This window comes from Microbacterium sp. CFBP 8801, assembly GCF_014839455.1.
In the GTDB taxonomy this organism is placed as follows: domain Bacteria; phylum Actinomycetota; class Actinomycetes; order Actinomycetales; family Microbacteriaceae; genus Microbacterium.
This window is the reverse complement of record NZ_JACYNU010000001.1, coordinates 121,715-147,422: the sequence shown is the minus strand read 5'-3', so window position 1 is coordinate 147,422 and position 25,708 is coordinate 121,715. Positions and strand designations below refer to the sequence as shown.

24 protein-coding genes, 1 tRNA gene and 1 pseudogene are annotated in these 25,708 nt (G+C 72.1%); 17 read left to right on the top strand and 9 right to left on the bottom strand.

Annotated features, from left to right (window positions below; genetic code table 11):
• Positions 1-47: 47 nt before the first annotated feature.
• From IFR11_RS00670 to IFR11_RS16235, 3 genes are read right to left on the bottom strand one after another with little or no spacing between them, the layout of a single operon-like run.
• On the bottom strand, positions 48-314 hold the full coding sequence (locus tag IFR11_RS00670) for a DUF3039 domain-containing protein (protein WP_055836348.1): 267 nt from the start codon (positions 312-314) through the stop codon (positions 48-50).
• Between the two features lie 50 nt (positions 315-364).
• Entirely contained in the window at positions 365-1,927 is a 1,563-nt protein-coding gene (locus tag IFR11_RS00665; RefSeq protein WP_191914900.1) for a hypothetical protein, read from the bottom strand.
• Entirely contained in the window at positions 1,903-3,348 is a 1,446-nt protein-coding gene (locus IFR11_RS16235; protein ID WP_342030228.1) for an ABC transporter ATP-binding protein, read from the bottom strand. The genes IFR11_RS00665 and IFR11_RS16235 overlap by 25 nt, the downstream gene beginning before the upstream one ends.
• An 88-nt stretch (positions 3,349-3,436) precedes the next feature.
• On the opposite strand from IFR11_RS16235, the gene IFR11_RS16705 reads away from it, so the two are divergent.
• From IFR11_RS16705 to IFR11_RS00640, 4 genes are all read left to right on the top strand, one after another.
• A complete protein-coding gene (locus IFR11_RS16705) occupies positions 3,437-4,000 on the top strand; it encodes a hypothetical protein (RefSeq protein WP_191914899.1) in 564 nt (187 codons plus the stop codon).
• 184 nt (positions 4,001-4,184) lie between these two features.
• Positions 4,185-4,877, top strand: a complete 693-nt coding sequence (locus IFR11_RS00650; protein WP_055836338.1) for a phosphocholine cytidylyltransferase family protein — start codon at positions 4,185-4,187, stop codon at positions 4,875-4,877.
• A gap of 157 nt (positions 4,878-5,034) precedes the next feature.
• A complete protein-coding gene (locus tag IFR11_RS00645) occupies positions 5,035-6,003 on the top strand; it encodes a hypothetical protein (RefSeq protein ID WP_191914898.1) in 969 nt (322 codons plus the stop codon).
• Positions 6,004-6,073: 70 nt separating this feature from the next.
• Entirely contained in the window at positions 6,074-7,411 is a 1,338-nt protein-coding gene (locus tag IFR11_RS00640) for a maltokinase N-terminal cap-like domain-containing protein (RefSeq protein WP_191914897.1), read from the top strand.
• Between the two features lie 12 nt (positions 7,412-7,423).
• Here IFR11_RS00640 and IFR11_RS00635 read toward each other — a convergent pair whose 3' ends face one another.
• The gene (locus IFR11_RS00635) at positions 7,424-8,677 is read right to left on the bottom strand and encodes a hypothetical protein (protein WP_191914896.1); all 1,254 of its coding nucleotides are present in this window, start codon (positions 8,675-8,677) and stop codon (positions 7,424-7,426) included.
• Between the two features lie 42 nt (positions 8,678-8,719).
• Here IFR11_RS00635 and IFR11_RS00630 point away from each other — a divergent pair, with 42 nt between their 5' ends.
• Positions 8,720-9,802: a glycosyltransferase family 2 protein gene (locus IFR11_RS00630; RefSeq protein WP_191914895.1), complete on the top strand. Its 1,083-nt coding sequence runs from the start codon at positions 8,720-8,722 to the stop codon at positions 9,800-9,802.
• Positions 9,803-9,863: 61 nt separating this feature from the next.
• Here IFR11_RS00630 and IFR11_RS00625 read toward each other — a convergent pair whose 3' ends face one another.
• From IFR11_RS00625 to IFR11_RS00615, 3 genes are all read right to left on the bottom strand, one after another.
• Positions 9,864-11,321, bottom strand: coding sequence for a CDP-glycerol glycerophosphotransferase family protein (locus IFR11_RS00625; protein WP_191914894.1), 1,458 nt, complete (start codon positions 11,319-11,321; stop codon positions 9,864-9,866).
• Positions 11,318-12,523, bottom strand: a complete 1,206-nt coding sequence (locus IFR11_RS00620; RefSeq protein ID WP_342030236.1) for a CDP-glycerol glycerophosphotransferase family protein — start codon at positions 12,521-12,523, stop codon at positions 11,318-11,320. The genes IFR11_RS00625 and IFR11_RS00620 overlap by 4 nt, the downstream gene beginning before the upstream one ends.
• A gap of 95 nt (positions 12,524-12,618) precedes the next feature.
• Positions 12,619-14,160, bottom strand: coding sequence for a trypsin-like peptidase domain-containing protein (locus tag IFR11_RS00615; RefSeq protein WP_191914893.1), 1,542 nt, complete (start codon positions 14,158-14,160; stop codon positions 12,619-12,621).
• Between the two features lie 276 nt (positions 14,161-14,436).
• Here IFR11_RS00615 and IFR11_RS00610 point away from each other — a divergent pair, with 276 nt between their 5' ends.
• On the top strand, positions 14,437-15,642 hold the full coding sequence (locus IFR11_RS00610) for an aminotransferase class I/II-fold pyridoxal phosphate-dependent enzyme (protein ID WP_055836316.1): 1,206 nt from the start codon (positions 14,437-14,439) through the stop codon (positions 15,640-15,642).
• A gap of 43 nt (positions 15,643-15,685) precedes the next feature.
• On the opposite strand, the gene IFR11_RS00605 is transcribed toward IFR11_RS00610, so the two are convergent.
• Positions 15,686-16,492 carry a carbon-nitrogen hydrolase family protein gene (locus IFR11_RS00605; RefSeq protein ID WP_055939674.1) on the bottom strand — a complete coding sequence of 269 codons (807 nt, stop codon included), beginning with the start codon at positions 16,490-16,492 and terminating at the stop codon, positions 15,686-15,688.
• Positions 16,493-16,753: 261 nt separating this feature from the next.
• Between IFR11_RS00605 and IFR11_RS00600 the strand changes: the two genes are divergently transcribed.
• The 4 genes from IFR11_RS00600 to IFR11_RS00585 all read left to right on the top strand — a co-directional run bounded on the left by IFR11_RS00600 (position 16,754) and on the right by IFR11_RS00585 (position 19,088).
• Positions 16,754-16,827, top strand: a tRNA-Met gene (locus IFR11_RS00600).
• A 147-nt stretch (positions 16,828-16,974) separates the two neighbouring features.
• Entirely contained in the window at positions 16,975-17,463 is a 489-nt protein-coding gene (locus tag IFR11_RS00595) for a hypothetical protein (RefSeq protein WP_070409722.1), read from the top strand.
• A gap of 48 nt (positions 17,464-17,511) precedes the next feature.
• Complete coding sequence (locus tag IFR11_RS00590) at positions 17,512-18,432, top strand: SMP-30/gluconolactonase/LRE family protein (protein ID WP_191914892.1); 921 nt, start codon at positions 17,512-17,514, stop codon at positions 18,430-18,432.
• On the top strand, positions 18,429-19,088 hold the full coding sequence (locus tag IFR11_RS00585) for an SUMF1/EgtB/PvdO family nonheme iron enzyme (protein WP_191914891.1): 660 nt from the start codon (positions 18,429-18,431) through the stop codon (positions 19,086-19,088). The genes IFR11_RS00590 and IFR11_RS00585 overlap by 4 nt, the downstream gene beginning before the upstream one ends.
• Here IFR11_RS00585 and IFR11_RS00580 read toward each other — a convergent pair.
• On the bottom strand, positions 19,072-19,503 hold the full coding sequence (locus IFR11_RS00580) for a MarR family winged helix-turn-helix transcriptional regulator (protein WP_327037388.1): 432 nt from the start codon (positions 19,501-19,503) through the stop codon (positions 19,072-19,074). The genes IFR11_RS00585 and IFR11_RS00580 overlap by 17 nt on opposite strands.
• A gap of 109 nt (positions 19,504-19,612) precedes the next feature.
• On the opposite strand from IFR11_RS00580, the gene idi reads away from it, so the two are divergent.
• The 7 genes and pseudogenes from idi (at position 19,613) to IFR11_RS00545 (ending at position 25,162) form a co-directional block, all read left to right on the top strand.
• Positions 19,613-20,164, top strand: a complete 552-nt coding sequence (idi, locus tag IFR11_RS00575; RefSeq protein ID WP_055836301.1) for an isopentenyl-diphosphate Delta-isomerase — start codon at positions 19,613-19,615, stop codon at positions 20,162-20,164.
• On the top strand, positions 20,161-21,228 hold the full coding sequence (locus tag IFR11_RS00570; protein WP_055836298.1) for a polyprenyl synthetase family protein: 1,068 nt from the start codon (positions 20,161-20,163) through the stop codon (positions 21,226-21,228). The genes idi and IFR11_RS00570 overlap by 4 nt, the downstream gene beginning before the upstream one ends.
• Positions 21,225-21,839: pseudogene (locus tag IFR11_RS00565) on the top strand (phytoene/squalene synthase family protein); the annotation flags it as partial. The gene IFR11_RS00570 and the pseudogene IFR11_RS00565, both read left to right, overlap by 4 nt.
• 162 nt (positions 21,840-22,001) lie before the next feature.
• A complete protein-coding gene (gene crtI, locus IFR11_RS00560) occupies positions 22,002-23,558 on the top strand; it encodes a phytoene desaturase family protein (protein ID WP_191914890.1) in 1,557 nt (518 codons plus the stop codon).
• Position 23,559: 1 nt separating this feature from the next.
• Complete coding sequence (locus IFR11_RS00555; RefSeq protein ID WP_055939661.1) at positions 23,560-23,928, top strand: lycopene cyclase domain-containing protein; 369 nt, start codon at positions 23,560-23,562, stop codon at positions 23,926-23,928.
• Positions 23,925-24,272, top strand: a complete 348-nt coding sequence (locus IFR11_RS00550) for a lycopene cyclase domain-containing protein (RefSeq protein ID WP_191914889.1) — start codon at positions 23,925-23,927, stop codon at positions 24,270-24,272. Before IFR11_RS00555 ends, IFR11_RS00550 begins: the two co-directional genes overlap by 4 nt.
• A complete protein-coding gene (locus IFR11_RS00545; RefSeq protein WP_191914888.1) occupies positions 24,269-25,162 on the top strand; it encodes a prenyltransferase in 894 nt (297 codons plus the stop codon). The genes IFR11_RS00550 and IFR11_RS00545 overlap by 4 nt, the downstream gene beginning before the upstream one ends.
• The last annotated feature ends 546 nt before the right edge of the window (positions 25,163-25,708 follow it).

The following is a 25,708-nucleotide window of genomic DNA, read 5'->3' as shown; positions in this document are numbered from 1 at the left end:
CCGACGGAACCACCTCGGCGACGACGACCGTCGAGGTGGCCTGACGCTCATTTGATGAGCGACTCGTAGATCTCTTTGCACTGCGGGCACACGGGGAACTTCTCGGGATCGCGGCCCGGGGTCCACTTCTTGCCGCACAGTGCCCGCACCGGCTTGCCGGTGAGGGCCGACTCGAGGATCTTGTCTTTCTTGACGTAGTGCGAGAAACGCTCGTGGTCACCGGGCTCGATGTTCTCTTCGCGGATGAGCTCTTCGAGCTCTCGATCCAGGGTCGCGAGACCCCCGCTGTCAGGACTGTCGAGAGGCGTGCTCATGGTCAGCCAGTGTAGCCGCGGACCGCGCCGAAGGGACGGTGGAGCCCACGTCAGGTCGCTTCGGCGAACTCCATCAGACGGGTTCCGCGGCGCTCGAACAGGGCCGCTCCGATCGCCACACCCGCGACGAGCACGACGAGCCCCGCGCCGACGCCGACCGCCAGCGCGAACATCGCGTCGATGGAGTCGCCCGCCACGGCACGCCAGGTGAGCCAGATCGCGGGGGCCGCGGCCAGCAGCGCTCCCACCATCACGAGGCCCTGCGCCATGACGCCCCCCGAGCCCGACCGCTGAGGCTGCTGGAACGGGCTGTCGCCGGGCCGCGACACCGCGTAGGGCGCCACGACCGACGAGATGCTCGAGAGGCCGAGCCCCGCCAGGAACAGGGCGGCGCACACTCCGACCAGGGCGGGGAAGACGGCCCAGCGACCGTGGGCCACCACCGCGAGGGGAAGGGTGAGCGCGAGGACCGGCAGGCCGATCAGCAGCACCGGAACGAGACGGCCGATGCGATCCGGCGCACCGCGCACGCCCGAGGCGATGTGCATCCACAACGCGGTGGAGTCGTAGGCGAGGTCGTTGTGCGGGAGCCATCCGAAGAACAACGCCATGATCGGCACGGGCAGCAGCACCGCGATCTCGAAGGGCACGCCCGCGACCAGCAGCGGCACGGTGGACACGACGGCGGCGACGGGCACGATGATGACGTTCACGATGTAGCGGCGGTCGCGCAGCCAGTACGACAGGCTGCGGGCGGCGACCGCTCCCCCGGGCGTGCCGGGGAGGATCGCGAACCATCCCATTCCCCCGCGCTCGCGCGCGGCGACGGGACGACGGGTCGTGGTGAGCAGGCGGTCCACCAGGACGAACCACGCGACGGCCAGCACACCGACCGTGGCGAGGGCGACGATCAGGCTGCCGACGGCGGCCCCCGCCGACGGTGCCAACGCGATCCCCCAGGCGGCGCCGATCGGGGTCCACGCCAGGATCTCGGCTGCCGAGGCGAGCTGCGAGGGAACCGCCCCCCGCCATTCGAGCGAGCCGAGGAACACCCCCACCGGCACGACGACGACGAGCACGGCCACGAGGTACACGCCCATGAGCTCCCGCGATTGCCGCGGGCGCTGCACGAGCGCGCCGAGCGCCATGCTGACGCGGGCGAACAGCACGCACGTGGCGAGACCGAGCACGACCGAGGCCACGCTGGCGACCGCCGCGGCACCATGGGCGCCCCACGCGACGGCGAGGCTCACCCCGAGCACCAGCACGACGAGAACCGGGACGCTGAGGAACCCGGCGAGCAGGAGGGCGCCGGCGAGCGGCCGCGGCTCCGGCCCGACCACCGCGAATCGTCGGGGGTCGAGCGGGTCGATCGAGGCGGTGACGGGCGGACCCACCGCGAAGCCGAGCGTGACCGCCGACCCCGCGAGCACGGTGACCACGGCGGTGGTCAGGCGATCGGCATCCGCGAGACCCGCGGCACTCACGGCCGCGACCGCCGCCGCAGCGACGAGGAGGACCACACCGATGACGCGCCGGACGACCTCGCGGGGGTCGCCCCGCAGGGCGCCCCACATCATCGCCAGTCTCAGGCGGAGAACGTGTGCAACCACTCCAGGCCCTCCACGTCGCCCAGACCACCCGCGAGCTCGAGGAAGCGCTGCTCCAGCGTCGCCTCGCCGCGTACTTCGTCGACGGTGCCCTCGGCGAGCACCTGGCCCGACACGATGACCGCCACCCGCGAGCAGACGCGTTCGACGAGCTCCATGCCGTGGCTGGAGAGGATGACGGTGCCGCCGTGGTCGACGTACGTGCCCAGGATGTCGAGGATGACCGCGCTCGAGACGGGATCGACGGCCTCGAACGGCTCATCGAGGACGAGCAGTCGCGGCGAGTGGATCATCGCGCCGGCGAGCATGACCTTCTTCGTCATACCGGCGGAGTAGTCCGAGACCGGCCGGGCGAGGGCGTCGACGAGATCGAACGCGCGCGCCAGGTCGGCGATGCGACTCTCGACCAGGGGCGCGGGAAGACTGCGCAGCGCACCGTAGTACGACAGCAGCTGCCGACCCGTGAGCCGGTCGAAGGTGCGCAGACGGTCGGGCAGCACGCCGATGAGCTTCTTCGCCTCGCGTGAGCGGCGGGCGGCGTCGACACCGTTGATCTGCACGGTGCCGCCGTCGGCGCGCAGCAGGCCGGCGATGATCGACAGCGTGGTCGTCTTGCCCGCCCCGTTCGGCCCGACGAGGCCGTAGAAGGAACCCGCCGGCACGGTGAGGTCGATCGCGTCGACGGCCCGCAGCTCGCCGAACGTCTTGGTGACACCGCGCAGCGTGAGCGCCGGGACGGCGTCGGCGGTGTGCTGGTCGGCATCGGCGGTGTCGGCCGGCGCGGAGCCGGAGTGCGGGGTGGTGAGGGGTGCGGGCTCGGGCTCCGGATCGGCTGCCAGCTCGGGCTCGTCGCGCACGGTCTGGGCGTCGTTCTCGGGCGAGGACTCCGTCTCGCCCGCCGACCCGGCCTCGGACGCGAGGGAGGCCTCCCGCGTCGCGTCGGCCTCGGACGCGAGGTCGATCTCGTCTGAAAGGACGACATCGTTCTCGTCAGCGACCCGGACATCGGGAGGCGTCGGATCGGAGAAGGGCTCCGCGGGTTCGGGTTCCGTTGCCTCGAGCTCGGTCGGCGCGGGCTCGGTGGTGGCCTCTTGCTCGGTCGCCTCGGGCTCAGCCGACTCGGACTCCCCCGAGGCGTCGTCGGCCACCGAAGGGGTGAGCGCGTCGGCGGGGCCCGTCTCGCTGTCGGCGAGAAGCGTATCGACCACGATGTCGGGGTGAGCGGCGGAGATCGGCGATCCCTGGTCGGCCGGCGCGTCGATCGCGGTCTCGTCCTCGTCCGTGGCGCTCGCAGCGTCGGCACCAGGGCCACCGGGAGCGGCCTCGGAGACGACGGGCTCCTCGACGGCGACGTCGGCGGGAGTGGGATCGGCGGGCACAGCATCGGCGGTCGCGGGATCCGCGAGCACAGCATCGGCAGGCACAGCGTTCTCCGCCACAGCGTCCGTGGTCGCGGGATCCGCGGGCACGGCGTCGGGGGAGATCGCGTCTGCGGAGGCGCCGGAATCCGTCGTGCGCACCGGGAGCGGAGGGCGCGGGGGGATCACGAGGTCGGGCGACAGAGCCGCCGCGTCGGGCGTCGTGGCGGCGTCGACGCTCGTCTCGGTCGCCGCAGACGCGCGGGGCGTCGCCGGCTTCTTCGCCGTGGGGCGCTTGGCTGCGGGCTTTCTCGCGGCCGTCGTGCGCGGGGTGGATGACGTGGATGCGGACGCTGCGGAGGTACGCGGTGCGGCCGGCTTCTTGGCGGGGGTGCGCGGCGCCGCGCCCGTGGACTCGGCGCGGCTGGCGGTCGTGCGGGGAGTTCGCGGCTTCGGCGCGGGCTTCGGCGTGTCGACGGCCTCGGACGGGTCCGCGGACGCGTCGGTCGCGGCGTCTGCCGCCTCGACCGTCGCCTTCGGACGAGCGGGAGTGCGACGAGGAGCGCGGGGTGCGGTGGCACGCGGGGCGCGTGGGGCACGCGGTTTCGCGGCCGGCTGCGCAGACTCGGAGGATTCGGCGCTCGCCGCGGCGGCCTCGGTGTCGGACGAGGAACTTTCGGGGGGCTGCGGCAGCGACGCTGTCATCACCCCAAACTAGCAAGCACCTCCGACATCGCCCGACGTCGGGTCGCGGGACGCAACCCCAGGACGGCATCACGAAACCACAACGACCGGCGCGAATCATGCCACCTCACAGGGCCTTTTCGCTAGCATCGGTCGAACACGAAGGCGTGACATTCCGGTGAACCGGACATGACGACTCATCCCCCCAGGAGCCAGCCTTGACTGTTCAGATCGTGATCCTCGCCGCGGGCATGGGCTCGCGCCTCGGCCGCAGCCTGCCGAAACCGCTCACCGTGCTCGCCGACGGCCGCAGCATCATGCAGCAGCAGCACGACAACATCCGCGCCGCATTCGGCCGCACGGCCCGCATCACCAGCGTCGTCGGCTACCGCGCCGAGACCATCGTCGACACGTTCCCGCACGTCGACTACGTCTACAACGACCGGTACGACCAGACCAACACCTCGAAGAGCCTCCTGCGCGCGCTGGCCAAGAGCGGTCGAGGCGGAGTGCTGTGGATGAACGGCGACGTGGTCTTCGACCCCCGCGTCCTCGGTCGCGCAGTCGAACTCATCGACGCGGACCGTTCGTTCGTGACCGTCGACACGGCCAATGTCAGCGACGAAGAGGTGAAGTACACGGTGGATGCCGAGGGCTTCATCGCCGAGCTGTCGAAGGTCGTCGTCGGCGGCATCGGCGAAGCCGTGGGCATCAACTACGTCTCGGCGCGCGACAAGAAGGCCCTGCAACGTCAGCTGCAGCGCGTCGACGACCAGGACTACTTCGAACGGGGCATCGAGCTCGCGATCGCCGAGGACGGCATGCGCGTCGAACCGCTCGACATCTCCGATCTCTACGCGGTCGAGGTCGACTTCGCCGAAGACCTCGAGCGGGCGAACCTCTTCGTCTGACCGTCGCGGTCAGTCGTCGGGGTCCTCCGGCGGCACTGCGCGGCGAAGGCCTCACCCGACCGTCATTCGGCAGGGCCCCGAACCTCTCCCCCGCACGCGCCGACACGTCATCGTCAAGTCGCCCTCGCCTCGGCGCGCGACGAGCAAGGATGGTTCCATGTCCGAGAAGGTGCACCGCATCCACTCCCTCCCCGACGACGCGCCCTGGAAGGGCGGGCTCCCCCCGGCAGGGTCGGAGGAACACCCCCGAACCGTCCGCATGCTCGACCGCGTGCTCGCCGTGCAGCGCCCCGCGGTGCTCGCGCATCTCCGCAGCATCCGGCTGCGGCATCCGGACGCCGCTCCCGACGAGATCCTGCGGATCCTCGAGCGCCGCTACCTCGCCGCCGTCACCACCGGAGGCGCGGCCGTGGGGGCGACCGCGGTGGTCCCCGGTATCGGCACCGGTGTGACTCTCGCGCTGAGCGGGGTCGAGACCGTCGGTTTCCTCGAGGCCACCGCGCTGTACGCGCAGTCGGTCGCCGAGGTGCACGGGCTCGTCGTGGCGGACCCCGATCGAGGTCGGGCGCTGGTTCTCGCTCTGCTGCTCGGCAAAGAAGGCGTCGACCTCGTGTCGCAGCTCGCCTCGCAGGCCGCGGGTCGCGGGGGCACCCGCGCGAGCTACTGGGGCGAGATGGTGACCAAGACGCTGCCGCGCGCCGCGGTCGGTCCCCTCGTCGACCGCCTCAAGACGATGTTCGTGCGCCAGTTCGCCACGCGCGGCGGAGCGTCGTGGCTCGGGAAGGCCCTCCCCTTCGGCGTGGGGGCCGTCGTCGGAGGTGCCGGGAACCACCTCCTCGGCCGGCGCGTTCTCGTCAACGCGCGACGGGCCTTCGGGTCTGCCCCGCTCCAGCTCCCCGCCGACCTCGAGCCGAGGCCCGGTGCCGAGACGGTGGAACGCGCGACCCTGGGCGGTATCCACCGCGTGGGCGGCGCGATCGCCGAAGTCGTCGGCGGCGCGGGTCGCCGCACCGGCTCGGCGGCCCGAAAGGCCCTGCCTCGTCGGCACCGCGCGGGTGCGGAGGGTGCACGCGATGACGACACGACGGGCGAGACCGCCGGCGACGGCCGCGGCGCGGCATCCTGACCCATCTCACCGACACGGCCTCCGGCGCAAGTCCCGCGCGTCGTTCGCCCCGGCGCGTTAGCCTCGCCGCATGGGCGACCTCCTCGATCTCCTCGCGGTCTGGATGCCGCGTCAGCGCTGGTACGGCACGAAGGGCCGCGATCCGCGGCTGACCATCGTGGCCGACTGGGCACTCGACGCGACCGACACGCGACTGCTTCTCGTGCGCGACGACGCCGCGGCGCCGGCGATCCTGTACCAGGTCCCTGTTGTCGTGCGGGCCGAGGGTTCCGTGCTGCCGGGCAGCCTGATCGGCGCGGCCGACGAGGGGCGGGTGTGGGCGGACGCCACCACCGACCCCTCCTTCACCGACCTGCTGTACTCCTGGGTCACTCGCGGCGGAGCGGCGGGAACCCCCGACGACGGCCTCACCGCCTTCGCCCTCGCCTCGCCGGACGGTGAGGCGCCTGCGCCCCGCGCCACCGCCCGCGTGCTGAGCGGCGAACAGTCGAACACCTCGCTCATCTTCCGGCCCGACGATGCCGGCCTTCCCGTGATCTGCAAGCTCTTCCGGCAGGTGCATCCGGGCATCAACCCCGACGTGGAGCTGCAGTCGGCTCTCGCCGCCGCCGGCGCGGCGTTCGTGCCCGCCGCGATCGGTGAGGTGCGCGGATGGTGGGTGACGCCCGAGGGAGTTCCCGTCAGCGGGTCGCTCGCCTTCGCGCAGGAGTTCTTCGACGGGGTCGAGGACGCCTGGCGCGTCGCCCTCGACGCCGCGGCCGCCGACGACGACTTCGCTGCGCGCGCCCACGCGCTCGGCGCGAGCGTCGCCGGCATGCACGTCTCTCTCGCGCGGGCGTTCCCCACGCGTGAGCCCGACGCCGATGACCGCGCGGCCGTGGTCGGTGCGTGGGAGCGGCGTCTGTCGATCGCCCTCGCCGAGGTCCCGGCGCTGGAGCCGTACGCCGACCGCATCCGTGCCGTGTACGCGGCCGCCGCCACCGCCCCCTGGCCGGCGCTGCAGCGCGTGCACGGCGACCTGCACCTCGGGCAGGTGCTCGACACCCCCCGCAACGGCTGGGTGCTGCTGGACTTCGAGGGCGAGCCGCTGCGTCCCATCGCCGAACGCCTGCAGCCCGACGTCGCCGTGCGCGACGTCGCCGGCATGCTGCGCTCGTTCGACTACGTCTCGGGCGCCGTGGCCGACGACGACGGCGCCGCGGTGCGCGCGTGGGTCATCGCCGCCCAGCAGGCGTTCCTCGACGGCTACGCCGAGACCGCCGGCCCCCAGAGCACGGACGACGAGACGCTGCGTGCCGCGTTCGAACTCGACAAGGCCGTCTACGAGGCGATCTACGAGACGCGCAACCGCCCCGACTGGGTCGGCATCCCCCTCGCCGCGATCGGTCGGCTCGCTCCGCTGGAGTGACGACCCGGAGCCTCAGTCCGAGGGCGGGGTGTCGTCGCGCGATTCTTCGCGCGCGTGCCAGGTGTCCCAGCGCGCCATGAGCTCCGCCACCGCCGCCTCGAACCGCTCCGTGGCCGATCCCGGCGTGCTGTCGCCGAAGTAGTGCCGCACCCAGTGCGCGAGACGCTCACCCGACGCGGGGTCGTCGAGCACGCGCTCGGCATGACCGACGATGTCGCCGGATGCCGCGGCATCCAGCCATTCGCACGCCGACAGGTATCCGCCCTCGTCGACGACGGCCGCGGGGTCCACGGGCCGCGTGATGAGCAGCGGCTTGCCCACGGCGAGACGGTCGTAGACCATCGCCGAGATGTCGACCACCGCGAGGTCGGCCGCGGTGAGCTGCCAGCCCATCTCGGCGCCGGTGTCGTGCACGTGGCCCGCGCCGGGGTCGGCGCGGTTCGCGGCCTGAAGTGCCGCCGCGATGCGGGCGTTCGCCGCCCCGTACGCCGGATCGACGATTCCCGACCGCGGGTGCGGGCGGTAGATCACGCGATGACGTCCCGTCGCGAGCAGGGCCGCGACGAGGGACTCCCCGTGGGTGACGACCGAGCCGTACCGCGCCGAGGGCCGGTCGCCCTCCCACGTGGGGGCGTACAGCACCACCGTGCGCTCGTCGGGCGGGAAGGGGGGCTCACCGCCGTAGTGGTCGGCCTGCGGGCGCCCGATCGAGAACGTGCGGCGGTCGAGGTCGTAGTCCCACAGCTCCCGCGACAGCCGCTCGCGGGCCGCGTCTCCGGCGACGAAGGCGTAGTCGTACGCCGTCACCTGGTTCGTGGTCATGTACATCTTGTCGGACTCGCCGTGGTTGATGAACACATGCCAGCGCCGCCCGTAGCGGAACATCTGGAAGTTGCGGGTGTTCTGGTTGACGTAGAACACCACGCGGATGTCCTGCTCGCTCAGCACCCGCTCGACGTCGGCGATCGTCGGCGCGTACGCGACCGGCAGAGCATCGTCGCGCAGGAGCGCGTCGGCGCCGCGGATCGCCCGGCTGATGACGACGACCGGCCAGCGTTCGGCCAGGTGCTGCAGGGGCGCGTACCACTGCCGCATCTGGTACATGTTCGCGGCGCCGTCGGCGAAGTACACCGCCACGTGGAACCGCCCCTCGGGCAGGGGACCGCGGCCATCGAGCGCCGCGCGCAGGTCGCGGCGAGCGCGGCGGGTGGCGAGGGCTTTGCGGAGCAGGCCCACAGCGAGCCGGGTGTCGCGGGCGAGGGGCATCGTTCCAGGGTACCGGCCAGCCTCTCGTGACAGGATCGACGGATGCCCCTTTCGACCCCCGGCGAAAGAGACGCGCCCGTTCCTCCCGACGATGCCGGCGTGAGCTTCGTCATGCCCGTGCTCAACGAGCAGCGGTACCTGCGTCGCGCCGTCGCCTCCACCCTCGCGCAGGACGTCCCCGGACCCGTCGAGCTGGTCGTGGCCCTCGGCCCCTCCACCGACGGGACCGACGCCCTCGCTCGAGAACTGGCGGATGCCGACGACCGCATCGTGCTGATCGAGAACCCCGCCGCCGACATCCCCGTGGGACTGAACCGTGCCATCCGCGCCAGCCGGTACCCGACCATCGTCCGCGTCGACGCCCACTCCGAACTCGCGCCGGGCTACGCGCGGCGGGCGCTGCGGACCCTCGCGCGGGTGCAGGCCGCGAACGTCGGCGGAGTGATGCGCGCCGACGGGCGCTCCCCCTTCCAGCGCGCCGTCGCCCGGGCCTACAACTCCCGCGTCGGCCTGGGCGGGGGTGCGTACCACGGCGGCACCGAGGAGGGCCCCGCCGAGTCGGCGTACCTCGGCGTCATGCGGCGTGCGGTGCTCGACGAGGTCGGATTGTTCGATGAGAGCATCCGCCGCGGCGAGGACTGGGAGCTGAACCTGCGCATCCGGCGCGCCGGTTACCGCGTCTGGTTCGACCCGCGGCTCGAAGCGGTGTACTGGCCGCGCGAGAGCTGGACGCGACTCGTGCGCCAGTTCCGTGCCACGGGGGCGTGGCGGGGCGAGCTCGTACGCCGCTACGGGCGTGGCAACTCCCTGCGGTACTTCGCTCCCCCGGCGCTGGTGGGCGCGGCGGCGGTCTCGGCGGTGACGGCCGGCGTGCAGCTCGGCCGCCGTCGGCGGGGGCGCTCCTGGGTGCTGCATCTGCCGGTCGCCGGGTACGCCCTGCTCATCGCCCTCGTCGCTCTCGGTCGGGGCGGCGGCCGCGGGTGGCGCGACAAGGCGTGGACGGCCGCCGTGCTGCCGTCGATGCACGTCTCGTGGGGGTGGGGGTTCGTCTGGGCGCTCGTGCGCGGTGCGCGCGACACCGTCGACACGTCGCGCCTGGACGGCCGGAATACGCCTCTGCCCTAGCCCTGCCCCGTCCGTCGAGGCGTCCGGTCGCTCTCGTGAGGCGCGGGCATCAGCGAGGGCATCAGGCGCGGTCGACGAAACCCTGGTCGAGGATGCGCGCCACGACGCGTTCGGCGGCGTGCCCGTCGTCACGGGCGGTGAACTCGCGCTGCCAGCGCGCGTACCGCTCGGTGAAGACGTCGGGGTCGACCTCGGCCAGGGCTCGCTCCAACTCGTGCTGCGTGCGCACGACGGGCCCGGGCGCGGCGTCGAGAAGGTCGAAGTAGAACCCGCGCAGCTCGCCCCGGTAGTGCTCGAGGTCGGGCACGAGGAAGTACAGGGGTTTGCCCGTCACGCTGAAGTCGAACATCACCGAGGAGTAGTCGGTGATCAGTGCGTCGGCGACGGCGAGCAGGCGGCTGGTGTCGGGGTACCCGGTGACGTCGATGACCCGCGCCCCGTCGGCGTCTCGGCCCGGCTGCAGGGTGCGCGTGTGGCCGCGCACGAGCACCACGGCGTCGGCGGCGCGGGCGAGGGCCGCCGGGTCGACGAAGTCGACCATGGCCTCGCGGTCGTCGCGCCAGGTGGGGGCGTACAGCAGCACCCGTTCGTCGGGGCCGATGCCGAGGCGTCGGCGCGTGAGCGCGCCGTCGTCGGTGCGCAGGGCGTCGTTGCGCGGGTAGCCCTCGATCCACACCGGTCGGCGCAGGAACGCGTAGGCACGGGTGAGCACGCGCGCCGCGTACGGGCTCTGCGCGAGCAGCACGTTCCACCGGCGGCTCTCGCGCAGCACTGCGAGCGCACGACGCGGGTCGAACCCGGGCCGGTGCAGCGCGAGGCGCTTGAGGGGCGTGCCGTGCCAGGTCTGCAGCACGACCTGCCCGCGGCGGCGCACGAACCGGCGCCGCAGCCAGTCGTTGACCACGAGCAGGCGCGACACCCCTCGGGCACGCCACCACTCGGGGCTCCCCTCGACGACGGCGACGGCTCCGGCGGGCACGTCGACGGAGTGGTCGACGACGCTCCAGTAACGGGTCACCCCCGGTGCCACGCGGGCGAGCTCGCGGTCGATCGCGAGCGGGTTGCAGCCGGCGGTGCGGCCGTAGAAGCTCTCGAAGAACACGGCGTTCTCGAGCGGGTCGCGCTCGCGCGCGTATCGGCGCTCGAGAGCGGCCTGGCCCGCGGGCGTGCGGTCGGCGGGGTCACCGGGAGGGCTGATCACGACCGTGCCGTCCGACAACGCCGCGCGGAGCCCCGCAAGGGCGACCTCCGGCAGGGTCGTCGCCGGAGGCGCGGCATCCGGAGCCCCGTCCGCGTCGATGCGCAGGCGGTACCGGCCCGACGGCAGGGGCAGGGCCGATCCACCCCACCGCGCGGCCCGCAGGGGGATGACCGCGCGCCAGGTGCGCCCCCGTCCGTGCAGGCGCCCGGTCGATCGGGCCCGCGCCCCGACCAGATCGACGGATGCCGGACGGGCACCCGTTCCGCTGAGCTCCAGCGCGGGAGTGCCGTCGTCGTCGAAGAACCGTGCCTCGGTCATCGCGTCGCCTTTCTCGTCGTCCGCCGGCGCGCGCCGAGCAGGATGCCGGTACCGGGTGTCGCGCCGCGGGCATCGAGGCGGTCGCGGATCCGGCGGTGCACGCGCTCGGCGTTGCGCCCATCGCGGTGCGCGTGCACGGTGGCGCCGCGTGCGACGGAGGCGGCCAGCGCGTCGGTCGGGTCGTTCACGACGGCCTCGATGGCGGCGACCGCCGCGCTCCACGTGCGGGCGGGAACGTCGCCGGCGACGTCGGCGTAGCGCCCGTACAGGCCGCGGCGGGCCGTGTACGCCTCGAGGTCGGGAGCGAAGAAGACCACCGGCAGGGGCACGAGGGCGGCGTCGAACGCGAGCGAGGAGTAATCGGTCACCAGCACGTCGAGACCGGGGAGCAGGGGCGTGACATCGGCGACGACGTCGCTGCCGAGCGAACGCACCCGATCGGTGGGCCAGGGAGGTCGGTACTCCCCCGCGCCGAGGGGATGCGAGCGCACGAGCAGCATGCCGTCGTGGCGGTCGAGCACGGCGCGAATGGCCGCCCACTCGTCGGCCGTGGGAATCGCCGGATCGGGGTCACCGTCTCGCCAGGTCGGGGCGTAGAGCACGACGGGACGTTCGCCGAGCAGCGTGCCCGTGAGCGTCTGCAGCGCCGCGCGGGCACGGGCACGGCGCTCCGCCGCTTCGCTGGAAGACAGCACGTCGACGCGGGGCTCCCCCGTCACGGGAACCTGGGCGTCGGTCAGCGCGAACGCCGTCTCGAGGCGGCCCCGCACGAGATGCGAGGCGGCCGGCACCAGGTCGATTCGACGCGTGGTGCGCCGGTACAGCAGCCGCAGCACCGGACTCAGCACGCTCGGCAGCACGGGAGCGCGCGTGGTCTCGGCCGAGTCGAGGCCGATGCGCTTGAGCGGAATGCCGTGCCAGAGCTGCACGACGAACGCCCCGCCGACGGCGTAGCGCTGCACGTCGCCGAAGCCGTGCGTCACCACGATCACCCGGGCGCGCGCGGTGCGCCACAGACCGCGTGCCGAGTCGCGCCTGACCCACCGGATGCCGAGATCCCGGGCCGTCCGCGCCTGCCCGTCGTCGGCGACGAGCCACGTCGTCTTCTCACCGTGGTCGGCGGCGACCCGGTGCAGGGCCAGCGCGCCGTCGGCGACGCCGACCGCGCTGCCGAAGACCCATTCGTCGTGGGACCGCGGCACCAGCAACGTCAGGAGCCGACCCGCGAGATACAGCGGAAGACGGCGGAGTTTCTGCGCNGCGGCGGGCGACGGGCCGACGACGGCCCGATCCGAGGTCAGTTCTGCATCGTGCCGAGGGTGACCTCGACGGTCTTCTCCTGACCGTTGCGGTTGTACGTCACCTCGGCCTGGGCACCCGCGGCGAGCGCGCGCACCTGGGCGGTGAGGTCGATCGAGTTGGTGACGGGCACGCCGTCGAACGCCGTGATGACGTCGCCCTTCGTGAGGCCCGCGGCCTGGGCCGCACCGCCGCTGGTGGCCTCGGCCACGTACGCGCCGGTCGTGGTCGCTCCCTGGATCGACGCGGCATCCTGGACCGAGGCGCCCAAGAGGCCGTGGGTGGCGGAGCCGTTGTCGATGATCTCCTGCGAGATGCGCTTGGCGATGTCGGAGGGGATCGAGAAGCCGACGCCGATGTTGCCCGACTGCGCACCCGACGACGAGCCGCCCGCGCTGGCGATGGCGACGTTGATGCCGATCAGCTTGCCCTCGTTGTCGACGAGTGCCCCGCCGGAGTTGCCCGGGTTGATGGCGGCGTCGGTCTGGATGACGGCGATCTTGATGGTCTGGGTCGCCTGCTGCGACTGCTGGCCCTGGCCGAAGTCGAAGCGGAACGGGCTCTCGCCTCCGGGCTCGGTGCCCTGGTCCTGCTCGGATCCGTCCTTCGGCGCGGCCGACGACGCGACCTGGATCGACCGGTTCAGCGCGCTGACGATTCCGGTGGTGACCGTGTTGGGCAGGCCCAGCGGGGCGCCGATGGCGGTGGTGGCGTCGCCGACGTTGAGCTTCGACGAGTCGGCCCATTCGATGGGCGTGAGGTTCGTCGCGTTCTCGAGCTTGATGACGGCCAGGTCGTACGTGGGGTCGGTGCCGACCACCGTGGCGGCGTACACGTGACCGTCGGAGGTGGTGACCGAGATCTTGGCGTCGCCGGTGGCCCCGTCGAGGGTGACGACGTGCGTGTTGGTGAGCACGTAGCCGTCGTCGCTCAGGATGACGCCCGAGCCGGTGCCGCCCGACGAGGTGCCGGTGGCGCTGATGGTGACGACGCTGGGGACGACCTTGGATGCCACGGCCGCGGTCTCGTTGACGTCGTCGGTGTCGTTCACGGTCACGGCCGTGGGGCCGGCGACGGTGGAGCTGTCGGATCCGCCCCACATGCTGAGGCCCGCGTAGGTGCCCCCGAGACCGGCGGCGCCGCCGACGAGGGCGGCGGCCACCACGAGGGCGGCGATGCGCGGGACCGAGCTCTTCTTGCGCGGCGTGGCGTGCGCGGCGTTCTCGGGCAGCACGAGGGTGGGGTGCGCGCCCGACGCGGCGGGGCCGAAGGCCTGGCCGGTGGGCGAGGTGGCGCCCGAGGGGGCCGAGGCGTAGCCGTGGGTCGGCTGCGGCGCGGTCGGCTGCGGCGCGGCGCTGCCCGCGACGGGCGGCGGCCAGGCGGCGGCGGCCGCGGCGGGCGAGCGCGTCGGCTTCGGCGGCACGTTTGACGCATCGGCGCGGGGGGCCTCGGGCTGCGCGGGCGTGGGCGCGGCGGCGTCGCCCGCGGGGGTGGTGCTGTCGTCGTGACCGTCAGGACGGTTGTTCGTGGTGTCGCTCATGGGGTGCTCCTTCTTCCAGGCGCTTCAACGATGACCGCGCATCCTGTGGTCTACCTATGACGCGCGTGAGCCCTCTCTATGGGTGTAACAGCAGTCGCCCGCGGGGCATGCCCCGGTTGCGCACGAGGGCGCGACATGCCGCCCCCTCTCGCACCGCCCGACGTCGGCGGCGCGGATGCCGTGGCTCCCGGCATCCGGTTGTCCTCGGTCGCCGGCCCCGACCGGGGCTCCGCTACGGTGAAAGCCACCCGCCCCGTTCCTTCGGAGAGCCCCACCATGCAGCAGATCCCCGGCGCCTGGCAGCGCACCGCCCGCGGAGCGGGCCTCCTCTCGCCCGACGGCAGCGCCGTTCCCACGATCTTCGCCGAGATGAGCGCGCTCGCCGCCTCCACCGGTGCGCTCAACCTCGGACAGGGCTTCCCCGACGAAGACGGGCCCGAGCCCGTGCTCGAGGCGGCTCGCCGCGCCATCGCCGACGGGGTGAACCAGTACGCCCCCGGGCGGGGGTTCCCCGACCTGCTGGCCGCGATCGCCGAGCACCAGCGGCGGTTCTACGGCATCGAGCTGGATCCGACGCGCGAGGTTCTCGTCACCGTCGGGGCCACCGAGGCGCTCGCCGCCACCCTGCTGGCTCTCGTCGACGGCCCCGACGACGAGGTCGTCGTGTTCGAGCCCTACTACGACTCGTATGCGGCGTGCGTCGCCCTCTCGGGTGCACGCCTCGTGCCGGTGCCGCTGCGCTGGCCCGACTTCCAGCCCGACCTCGCGCAGTTGGCGTCCGCCGTCACCGACCGCACGCGCGTGATCCTCGTCAACGATCCGCACAACCCCACCGGCACGGTCTTCTCGCGCGAGGTGCTCGACGAGATCGTGCGTCTCGCGCACCTGCACGACGCGATCATCGTCACCGACGAGGTGTACGAGCACCTCGTGTTCGACGCACCCCACGTGCCGCTGGCGACCCTTCCCGGCGCCGCTGAGCGCACGCTGTCGATCTCGTCGGCCGGCAAGACGTTCTCGCTGACGGGGTGGAAGACGGGGTGGGTCACCGGTCCCGCCGCCCTCGTGTCGGCCGTGCTCGCGGTGAAGCAGTTCCTCACCTACGTCGGGGCGTCGCCCTTCCAGCCCGCGATCGCGGTGGGTCTGCGCCTCCCCGACGCGTTCTTCGCCTCGGTGGCGGCGGAGATGGCCGCCAAGGCCGCCCTGCTCGGCACGGGCCTGCGCGCCGCGGGGTTCGACGTGTCGACGCCGGGGGGTTCGTACTTCACGGTGGTGGATGCCGCCCCGCTCGGCGCCGTCGACGCCGACGCGTTCTGCCGTGAGCTCCCCGCTCGCGCGGGCGTCGTCGGCATCCCCCTCACCGCCTTCGTGTCGCCGCCGCATCGCGGGCAGTACGCCACCCTCGTGCGCTTCGCCGCCTGCAAGCGCGTCGAGGTCCTCACCGACGCGGCCGAGCGGCTCGCGGGGATGTCGCGCGGCTGACCGGTCGGGCGGCCGCCCAGGCGCAGCACGCCGGCGACGACCGTCAGCGCGGCGTCACGCGGAATCGTCGCAGCGCGAGGGCCGGATTCACCCGACGCACCCGGGCGATGGCATCCGGGTCGATGTGCGCGACGGCGACGTCGGTCGCCGTGCCCACCTGCGCGAGGGCGACGCCCTGGGGGTCGACGATCATCGAGTGCCCCACGCCGAGGGGCGGCGGGTGGTCGGCCGCCGCGACGAAGAACGTGTTCTCGATGGCCCGTGCCTGCACGAGGGTGCGCCAGTGGTGCTCCTTGAGCGGCCCCCGCACCCATTCGGCCGGCACCAGTGCGACCTCGACGCCGGCGTCGGCGAGCGTGCGCGCCACCTCGGGGAAGCGCAGGTCGTAGCAGGTCATCAGACCGAATCGCAGGCCGTGCGCCTCGAAGGTCTGCGGCGGCGAGATCTCACCCGGCTCGACCCAGTCCGACTCGCGCTGGCCGAAGGCGTCGTAGAGGTGCAGCTTGCGGTACACCGCGCGGATGCCGTCTCCCCCGACTGCCACGACGGTGTTGCGCACCCGCCGGCCGTCGTCGGCCCGCTCGAGCAGCCCCGCGACGACGATCACGTCGAGCTCGGCGGCCAGGGTGGTCAGCGCCGAGACGAAGGGGCCGTCGAGGTCCTCGGCGTTCTGCGCGAGCGAGTCGTCGAAGGGGTCGACGAAGTAGCTCGAGTACTCGGGGAACACCACCACGCGTGCACCTCGCGACACCGCGGTGCGGGTGGTGGCGTCGATGTCGGCCAGGTTGCCCTCGCGGGAAGCGGCCGGCGCGAACTGCGCGACGGCGACGCCGACGGTGTCGTGGCTCATCGCGGGTTCTCCTCTCGCCGGCGCCCGGTGAACGCCGGCGCCACGACCCACAGTACGAGGATCACCAGGGCGCGCACGACCCCGTCTGTGCCGCGGGCAGCACGGTTCACGACGACATCGACCGCAACCACGCCGGTCGACGCCCGTGAGACCCGAAATCCCCGAAGCTGCCGCTCACCGGGACATTATTTTGCAACACGCCCGGGCCACCCCTGCGGATTTGTGCTCCGGTTCATCTCGGCGTAATGTTTTCTCTTGTGCCGCGGGGTGGAGCAGCTCGGTAGCTCGCTGGGCTCATAACCCAGAGGTCGTAGGTTCAAATCCTGCCCCCGCAACAAGAAGAAGGCCCCGGATCGTCAGATCCGGGGCCTTCTGCCTTTCCCGGCGACGCTTCCCGCCCGGCGCCATTCGCACACCACGACATCCGCGCGCGCGCCGTCAACCCGGTCCCTCCCTCGCGGCCTCGTTGCTTGACTCGGGGCATGCGCACCACGACCACCACTCCGCTCGACAATGACGGACGCGATGAGAACAACCCGCCGGCGCTCCCCTTCGTGCACATGTGGACGGGGCTCGACGGCCGGAGCCGCCTCGACGAGTCGATGCTGCGCGGCTTCGGGCTGCAGAGCGTCGGGGGCGGCGCCGACCCCCAGTGGATGCGCCCCTTCCCCGGCGAGGTGTCGGCGGTGCTGTTCGCGGCGCTGCCGGTCGGATGGGTCGGTCAGTGGCATCCCTCTCCTCATCCGCAGTGGGTGATCCCGCTCCGCGGTCGGTGGTTCCTCGAGACGCAGGACGGCTCCCGCGTCGAGATGGGACCCGGCGACCTGCACTTCGGGCAGGACACCGAGACCACCGAGGTCGACGGCAGCACCGGACACCTCTCGGGCACGGTCGGCGACGAGCCGTGCCTGCAGGTGCTCATCCAGTTCGCCGCCTCGCCCGGTGCTCCCACGCCGAACCCGTTCGGCTGAGCCGTCAACCCGGTCTCGCCGCATCGGGGCACGCGGTTGACTGAGGGCATGCTCCGCTTCTCCCTCGACGGCCAGGTCCTGCAGAACCCGCGGGAGCCGCAGCCCGTCGACGTCGCTCCCCCGCGCGTGTGGGACGACCGCCTCGCGTCGGTGTTGCCCGAGTCATCGCGCCTGCTCTCGCTATACGCCGACGCGACGTGGGCCGAGGGCCCGGTGTGGTGGCCCGCCGAGCAGTCGCTCGTCTTCAGCGACGTCATCGGTCGCCGCACGCTCGCGTGGCGCGAAGACGGCGCCATCGTGACCGTGCGCGATCGCTCGGAGTTCGCCAACGGCAATGCCCTCGACGCCCAGGGGCGCCTCGTACAGGCCGAGCACGGCCGTCGCGCGATCAGCCGCACCGACGCCGAGGGCACGACGGTTCTGACCGACGCGTTCGAGGGCCGGCCGCTGAACAGCCCGAACGATCTCGTCGTGGCCTCCGACGGGGCGATCTGGTTCACCGATCCCACCTACGGCATCTCCGACCCCCGCGAGGGGTACCCCGCGGATCCGGCGATCGACCACCAGAGCGTGTACCGCTGGCGAGAGGGCGAGGCCCTGCAGCGCATGATCGACCTCGACCAGCCCAACGGCCTCGCCTTCAGCCGCGACGAGCGCACCCTTTACGTCGCCGAGTCACGCGCCGACGGTCTCCCCCGCGTCGTCGCGTGCAGCTGGGACGGCGAGACGCTCGGCGCCCCGCGCACCTTCGCGACGGTGGATGCCGGCATCCCCGACGGTTTCGTCGTCGACAGCCGAGACTGGCTCTGGATCTCGAGCGAGGCGGGCGTCGTGATCGTCGACGACACCGGTCGGCGCCTCGGCGTCATCCCCACTCCTCACGTGGTGAGCAACTGCACCTTCGACGCCGACGAGAAGCGCCTGTTCATCACGGGCGACAGCGACCTGTGGATGGTGGAGCTCGCGTGAGCGACGTCGAGATGACCCGCATCCCCGCGGGCACCGTTCTGCGGGGCGACCAGCGGGGAGCCGAGCGGCGTGAGATCACCGTCGCGGACTTCGAGATCGGCGTGTACCCGATCACCGAGGAACAGCTCGCCGAGCATCTCGGGGTGTCCGCGCGGCATCCCCGGCGCCCTGCCGTCGAGGTGAGCTGGTTCCGCGCGATCCGCCTCTGCAACGCGCTGAGCGAGTGGGAGGGACTCGACCCGGTCTACTCGTTCGACGGAGAGGTCGTCGACTGGGATGCCGAGGGCGACGGGTTCCGCCTCCCCACCGAAGACGAGTGGGAGTACGCGTGCCGCGCCGGGGCGACCGGATCGACCTACGGCCATATCCGCGAGATCGGATGGACGGCCGCCGATCGCCTGGGCTCCCCCGTCGATGTGGGCCTGCGTCTGCCCAACCTGCACGGCCTGTTCGACACGCTGGGAAACGTGTCGGAGTGGTGTTGGGACCGCTTCGACCCCGAGGGCGCGAGCGGGACCCGCACGTTCCGCGGCGGTGGCTGGGCCGACAGCGCCGCACAGGTGCGCGCGGCCACCCGTCGCGCCGGTCGTCCCCGCGACGCCTACGACGACGTCGGCGTGCGCGTGGCGCGCGGCGCCCTCAGCCGTCGGTCGTGATGGCCTCGGTGAGCGAACCCAGGAAGTCGTTGATCGTGGAGAGCTGGGCGTCGTCGTACCGCGCGGCGACCTCTCCCATCGCGCTCAGGTGAGCACCGAAGTGCTGGAAGAACTCCCGCCGCGACTTCTCGGTCAGCACGACCACACGCGCGCGACCGTCGGACGGGTGCGGCCGGCGCTCCAGGTGGCCGGACGCGACGAGGCGGTCGATGAGCTTCGTGGTCGACGCGGTCGAGATGCGCAGGTGCGTCGCGACGTCGTGCGGACTCACGCTCTGCCCCCGGTATTCGCGGATGGTCAGCATGCGCAGCGTCGCGAGATCGCTCGCGTTCATGTCCATGTCGCCCTTCATGCCGCTGTGCATGCGGTCAAGGGCGTCACTGAGGGTCTGAACCGCACGTAATGTGTCGGTCACAGCGGGTCGCGTACCAGACGCCGAAGCGGGTTTCCTCACGGTGGACACCCCCTTTCCGGCTGGGTATAGTCGCTGACATCGCTAGCTAAACTAGCAAACAGGAGGCACGATGAGCGAGACCGAGTATGTCGTCCTTCTCGATGACTTCGGCAACGAAATCGGCACCGCGCCCAAGGCGAGCGTGCACGACACCGATACCGCATTGCACCTGGCCTTCTCGTGCCACGTCGTCAACGCCGCCGGTGAGGTGCTCGTCACCCGCCGGGCTCTGCACAAGAAGACGTGGCCGGGCGTGTGGACGAACTCCTTCTGCGGGCACCCGGGACCGGCCGAGCCCGTGGCCTCGGCGGTGCACCGCCGCGCGGAGTTCGAGGTCGGCCTCCCGCTGCGCGACCTCGAGGTGGCGCTGCCGCTCTTCCGCTACCGCGCCGTCGACGCCAGCGGGATCGTCGAGCACGAGATCTGCCCCGTCTACATCGCGCGCACCGACGCCGAGCCCCAGCCGAACCCCGACGAGGTCGCCGAGTACCGCTGGGTCGACCCCCTCGAGCTCGCCGCGTCGCTCGAGGCGACTCCCTGGGCGTTCAGCCCCTGGCTCGTCCTCCAGGCCCAGCAACTTCACCTCTTCGACTCCTCTCCCGCCGTGCGGCGCGCCTCATGATCGCGCTGTCGACGACTCCCGTCGCCCGTGAGGGCATCGACGCCGCGATCGAAGCGGCACTGGCCCGCCTCGACAGCCGCGTGGCCGATCTCGGAGACGGCGCCCGGGCGCTGGCATCCGCGATCCGTCGCGCCGCCGAGGGCGGAAAGCGCTTCCGCCCCCTGCTCGTCGTCGCCGCCTTCGACACGCTCGACGGCCCCGACATCGCGCGCCCCGCCCTGTTCGAGGTCGCCGCGGCCTTCGAGCTGCTGCACACGGCGTTCGTCGTGCACGACGACGTCATCGACCACGACACCGAGCGCCGCGGCGTCCCCAACGTCGGCGGCGAGTTCCGCCAGCGCGGACTGCGTCGGGGGGCAAATGCCGTGGGCGCGGCCCTGCTCGGAGACGCCGCCGCGATCCTCGCCGGCGACCTGCTGCTGCACGAAGCCGGACGCCTGGTCGCCCTCGCCGAGATCCCCGCGCCGATCCGCGCCGAGTTGCTGCGCCTGATCGACGACGCCGTGCTCATCTCGGCGGCCGGAGAGCTGTCCGACGTCGAGAATGCCGTGTCGGGCGGTGAGGTCGACGCGGAGTCCATCCTGCGCACCACCCACGACAAGACCGCCGTGTACTCCTTCTCGGCTCCCCTCGAGGCGGGCGCCGTCATGGCGGGCGCCGACGCGCCGCTCCGACACGCGCTGTCGCGCTTCGGTCAGCGTCTGGGCTTGGGCTACCAGCTCGTCGACGACCTCATCGGTGCGTTCGGCACCTCCGCTGACGCGGGCAAGGACGAGGGCGGCGACCTCCGCGAGGCCAAGAAGACCCACCTCATCTCCCTGGCCCGCGAGAGCGAGAACTGGCCCGTCGTCAGCGAGGCCCTGGCGCACGCCCACACCGGCCCGGTGGCGGTGCGCGCCGCGCAGGTGGCGCTGTCGGCATCCGGTGCCCGCGCGCGACTCGAGGATCTCGTGCGCGAGACGCTCGACGAGGCTCGAGGCATCGCCGCCGCCTCCACGCTGCCGCCCGCGTGCCAGTCCATGCTGCTGAACCTCGTCGACGCCGTGCAGGGGCGCATGCCGTGAGCTCCGTCCCCACGGGTCTGGCGCTGTACTCCCAGACCGCCGACGACGCGGCCGCCGCCGTGATCAACCGGTACTCGACGTCGTTCGGCATCGCGGCCCGGCTGCTGGGCGCGCGACCCCGCCCGCACGTACGCAACATCTACGCCCTGGTGCGCGTCGCCGACGAGATCGTCGATGGTCCCGCTCACGACGCCGGCCTCACGCCCGAGCGGGAGCGCGCCGTTCTCGACGGTCTCGAGACCGAGGTGATGGATGCCATCGTCACCGGCTTCAGCGCCAACCTCGTCGTGCACGCGTTCGCCCGGACCGCACGGGAATGCGGCATCGGAGCCGATCTCATCGCCCCGTTCTTCGCATCCATGCGCACCGACCTCGACACCGCCGCCCACGACGACCTGTCGCACGACGCCTACGTCTACGGCTCCGCCGAGGTCGTCGGACTGATGTGCCTGCAGGTGTTCCTGAACGCCGGCATGTCGGCGCCCGCCCGGCCCGCGCCCGACCTCGTCGACGGCGCGCGACGCCTCGGCGCCGCCTTCCAAGACGTCAACTTCCTGCGCGACCTCGCCGACGACGCCGACCGACTCGGGCGCGACTACCTCGACGGCGCGNTGCCGCGCGGCGGTGATCACGGCGCACGACCTGTTCGCCGAGCTGTCGCGTCGACTGCGCGCGTCTCCCGCCGGCGCCCCCCGCGTCCGCGTCCCCGACGGTGTCAAAGCCACCCTCGCCGCCCGCGCCCTCCTCGGGCGTCCCCCGAAAGGTTCACGCTCATGAGCGCCCAGCGCATCGTCGTCGTCGGAGGCGGGATCGCCGGACTCGGCACCGCCGCCCTGTTGGCCGACCGGGGTCACCACGTCCAGCTCTTCGAAGCCCGAGACGCCCTCGGCGGCCGAGCGGGGTCGTGGGAGAGCGACGGCTTCCGCTTCGACACGGGCCCCAGCTGGTACCTCATGCCCGAGGTGTTCGACCACTTCTTCCGCCTGCTCGGCACGAGCGCGGCGGAGCAGCTCGATCTCGTGCGTCTCGACCCGGCGTACCGCGTCTACGGCCCTCCCGGAAAGGGCGAGCCCATCGACATCGTCTCGGGACGCGAAGCGGTGCGCGCACTGTTCGAAGAGCAGGAGCCGGGCTCCGGCGACAACATCGACGCCTACCTGGACTCCGCCAAGGACGCCTACGAGCTGTCGACCTCGAAGTTCCTGTACGACCCGTATTCGTCGACGAAGGGCCTGCGCGACCCCGCGCTGGTCAAGCGTCTGCCCACGCTCATCCCGCTGCTCACCCGCACGCTGTGGAAGCGCGTGACGACGGACTTCAAGAACACGCGACTGCAGCAGATCCTCGCCTACCCGGCGGTGTTCCTCGGCGGTTCCCCGTTCGAGGTGCCGAGCCTGTACCACCTCATGAGCCACCTCGACCTCGGCGACGGCGTGCTCTACCCCCGGGGCGGCATGACCGAGATCATCACGGCCATCGAGCGGCTCGCGCGTGAGCGCGGCGTGCAGATCGAGACCTCGTCGCCGGTGGATGCCATCATCACCGAGTCGGGTGTCGCGCGCGGCGTGCGTCTGGCCGACGGCCGCGTCATCTCGGCGGATGCCGTGGTGTCGGGCGCCGACCTCCACCACACCGAGAACGACCTGCTCGAAGAGAAGGACCGCCAGTACCCCGAGAAGTGGTGGAAGGACAAGGTGCCCAGCCCCGGCGCCCTGCTGCTGCTGCTGGGCGTGAAGGGCGAGCTTCCGCAGCTCACCCACCACACCCTGCTGTTCACCGACGACTGGCACACCAACTTCGACGCGATCTTCGGCGAGAACAAGAAGATCCCCGACCCCGCCTCGATCTACATCTGCCGCCCCAGCGCCTCCGACGACTCCGTGGCACCCGAGGGACACGAGAACCTCTTCGTGCTCGTCCCCGTGCCCGCCGACCCCGTGAGCGGACGCGGAGGCGTCTCGGGAGCCGGCGACGAGCGGATCGAGAAGGCCGCGGACCGTGTCATCGCGCAGATCGCCGAGTGGACCGGCATCCCGGATCTTGCCGAGCGCGTGGTCGTCCGCCGCACGATCGCCCCCGAGGACTTCGCGAACGACCTGCACGCGTGGCACGGCAACTCGCTCGGACTCGCGCACACGCTGAACCAGAGCGCGATCTTCCGACCGAAGAACCGTTCCCGCAAGGTGCGCAACCTGTACTACGCGGGCACCTCGGTGCTTCCGGGGATCGGCCTGCCGATGTGCCTGATCTCGGCGGAGCTCGTGGTCAAGCGCCTGACGGGCGACACCTCCGCCGGTCCCCTCGCAGAGCCCGTGCACACGGCGGTCTGAGGTGCCGGGGATCTACCTGGGCGCGATCCTCTTCTCTTTTGCCGGCATGATCGCGATCGATCTGAAGTTCGGTCTGGCCCTGCGCGTCGCCCCGGTGCGCACCAGTGCCGCGGTATTGCTGTCGACGGCGTTCTTCCTCGTCTGGGACGTCGTCGGCATCGTCACCGGAGTGTTCGTCAAGGGCGAGAGCCCGCTGTTCATCGGGGTCACGCTCGCCCCTCACCTGCCCCTCGAGGAAGTCTTCTTCCTGCTGTTCCTCAGCTACCTGTCGATCGTGATGTTCGCGGTGTTCGAGCGGCGGGCGGCGCGGCGACGGGGGCTCGGCGTCTCGGCGCGGCACCCCGCGGGGGCGCCCGGGGAGCGGCCGTGACGTACCCGCTGATCGTGCTGCCGTTCGTGATCGTCACGGTCCTCGTGACGCTCGCCACGCTCCGGCGTCCGCGTTTCGCTGAGCGCATGGCCTCGTCGGGGCTCACTGCCCTCGTCCTCGTGGGTCTCACCCTCGTGTTCGACAACCTCATGATTGCCGTCGACCTGTTCTCGTACCCCGAGGAGCACCTGAGCGGGCTGCGTCTCGGCCTCGCCCCGATCGAGGACTTCGCGTACCCGCTGTGCGCCGCGTTCCTCGTGCCCGCGGTGTACACCCTGCTCCCGTCGCGGTCTCCGTCGCCGCAGCCCTCACCCTCGCGTTCGTCGCGGAAGGACCCCGCATGACCACCCCCGTCGCCCTCACCCCCGCGCGCGTGCTGCGCGAGCTGTTCGTGTCCTCGCGGCCGGTGAGCTGGATCAACACCGCCTTCCCCTTCGCCGCGGCGTACCTGCTCACGACCCGGCAGATCGACGCCCCGCTCATCGTCGGCGCGATCTTCTTCCTCGTGCCGTACAACCTCGCGATGTACGGGGTGAACGACGTCTTCGACTACGAGTCCGACCTGCGCAACCCCCGCAAGGGCGGCACCCACGGCGCCGTGCTCGACAAGCGCATGCACCGCATCACCCTGTGGGCCTCGGCGCTGTCGTGCGTGCCGTTCGTGGTGTACCTCGTCGCCATCGGATCGCCGCTGTCGTGGCTCGTGCTGGCCATCAGCCTGTTCTTCGTCGTGTTCTACTCCGCCCCTCCCCTGCGGCTGAAGGAGCGCCCGTTCGCCGACTCGATGACGAGCAGCATCCACTTCTTCTCGCCCGCCGTGTACGGCCTCGTGCTCGCCGGGGCGACGTGGACCTGGCAGCTCGTCGCCGTGCTGGTCGCCTTCGCACTGTGGGGCATCGCGTCGCACGCCTTCGGCGCCGTGCAGGACGTCGAAGCCGACCGCGCCGCCGACATCTCGTCGATCGCCACGGCGCGCGGCGCCCGCTGGACCGTGCGCTTCGCCCTCGTCGCCTACGCCCTGGCCGGAGTCGCCATGCTGCTCACGGCGTGGCCGGGGCCGCTGGCCGCCGTGCTCGTCATCCCGTACCTCGTCGTCTGCTGGCCGTACCGCAACGTCACTGACGCCGAGAGCGACCGCGCCACCGCCGGATGGAACCGCTTCCTCTGGCTCAACCAGATCGCCGGCTTCGGCACGACGATGCTCCTGATCTGGTGGTGGTTCCTGAGCGCCTGACGCGTCGCGGGCGCCGCGCTCGGCCCGCGCGTCCGTCCGCGTGCGCGAACGGGTGCGGGGGTGGCGGCATCCCCACCGTTGAGTGTCCGAGACACGCCGTTGCGGCGCGGGGCAATGCGGCGTGTCGTGGACACTCGGCGGGGTGGGCAGGGCGGTGAGCGCGGCGCGGGGAGCGGTCAGCGTGGCGTCGCGGTCGGCAGCGCGGCTGTCACCGCGCATGAACGGGCCTGGGATGCCGGCACCCCACCGTTGAGTGTCCGAGACACGCCGTTGCGGGCCGGGGTGATGCGGCGTGTCTCGGACACTCGACGGGGTGGGCAGCGCGGGGAGCGCGGCGCGGTGAGCGTGGCGTCGCGACCGTCACCGCGCACGATCGGGCGCGGGATGCCGGCACCCCACCGTTGAGTGTCCGAGACACGCCGTTGCGGGCCGGGGTGATGCGGCGTGTCTCGGACACTCGACGGGGTGGGCAGCGCGGGGAGCGCGGCGCGGTGAGCGTGGCGTCGCGACCGTCACCGCGCATGAACGGGCCTGGGATGCCGGCAC

Excerpts from the sequence above, each read along its gene's own strand:
- IFR11_RS00610 (WP_055836316.1), top strand. The coding sequence starts at position 14,437 with ATGCAGCAGATCCCCGGCGCCTGGCAGCGCACCGCCCGCGGAGCGGGC.
- IFR11_RS00570 (WP_055836298.1), top strand. The coding sequence starts at position 20,161 with ATGATCGCGCTGTCGACGACTCCCGTCGCCCGTGAGGGCATCGACGCC.
- IFR11_RS00645 (WP_191914898.1), top strand. The coding sequence starts at position 5,035 with ATGTCCGAGAAGGTGCACCGCATCCACTCCCTCCCCGACGACGCGCCC.
- IFR11_RS00615 (WP_191914893.1), bottom strand. The coding sequence starts at position 14,160 with ATGAGCGACACCACGAACAACCGTCCTGACGGTCACGACGACAGCACC.
- IFR11_RS00625 (WP_191914894.1), bottom strand. The coding sequence starts at position 11,321 with ATGACCGAGGCACGGTTCTTCGACGACGACGGCACTCCCGCGCTGGAG.
- IFR11_RS00545 (WP_191914888.1), top strand. The coding sequence starts at position 24,269 with ATGACCACCCCCGTCGCCCTCACCCCCGCGCGCGTGCTGCGCGAGCTG.
- IFR11_RS00595 (WP_070409722.1), top strand. The coding sequence starts at position 16,975 with ATGCGCACCACGACCACCACTCCGCTCGACAATGACGGACGCGATGAG.
- IFR11_RS00670 (WP_055836348.1), bottom strand. The coding sequence starts at position 314 with ATGAGCACGCCTCTCGACAGTCCTGACAGCGGGGGTCTCGCGACCCTG.
- crtI (WP_191914890.1), top strand. The coding sequence starts at position 22,002 with ATGAGCGCCCAGCGCATCGTCGTCGTCGGAGGCGGGATCGCCGGACTC.
- IFR11_RS00635 (WP_191914896.1), bottom strand. The coding sequence starts at position 8,677 with ATGCCCCTCGCCCGCGACACCCGGCTCGCTGTGGGCCTGCTCCGCAAA.
- idi (WP_055836301.1), top strand. The coding sequence starts at position 19,613 with ATGAGCGAGACCGAGTATGTCGTCCTTCTCGATGACTTCGGCAACGAA.
- IFR11_RS00630 (WP_191914895.1), top strand. The coding sequence starts at position 8,720 with ATGCCCCTTTCGACCCCCGGCGAAAGAGACGCGCCCGTTCCTCCCGAC.
- IFR11_RS00640 (WP_191914897.1), top strand. The coding sequence starts at position 6,074 with ATGGGCGACCTCCTCGATCTCCTCGCGGTCTGGATGCCGCGTCAGCGC.
- IFR11_RS00590 (WP_191914892.1), top strand. The coding sequence starts at position 17,512 with ATGCTCCGCTTCTCCCTCGACGGCCAGGTCCTGCAGAACCCGCGGGAG.
- IFR11_RS00605 (WP_055939674.1), bottom strand. The coding sequence starts at position 16,492 with ATGAGCCACGACACCGTCGGCGTCGCCGTCGCGCAGTTCGCGCCGGCC.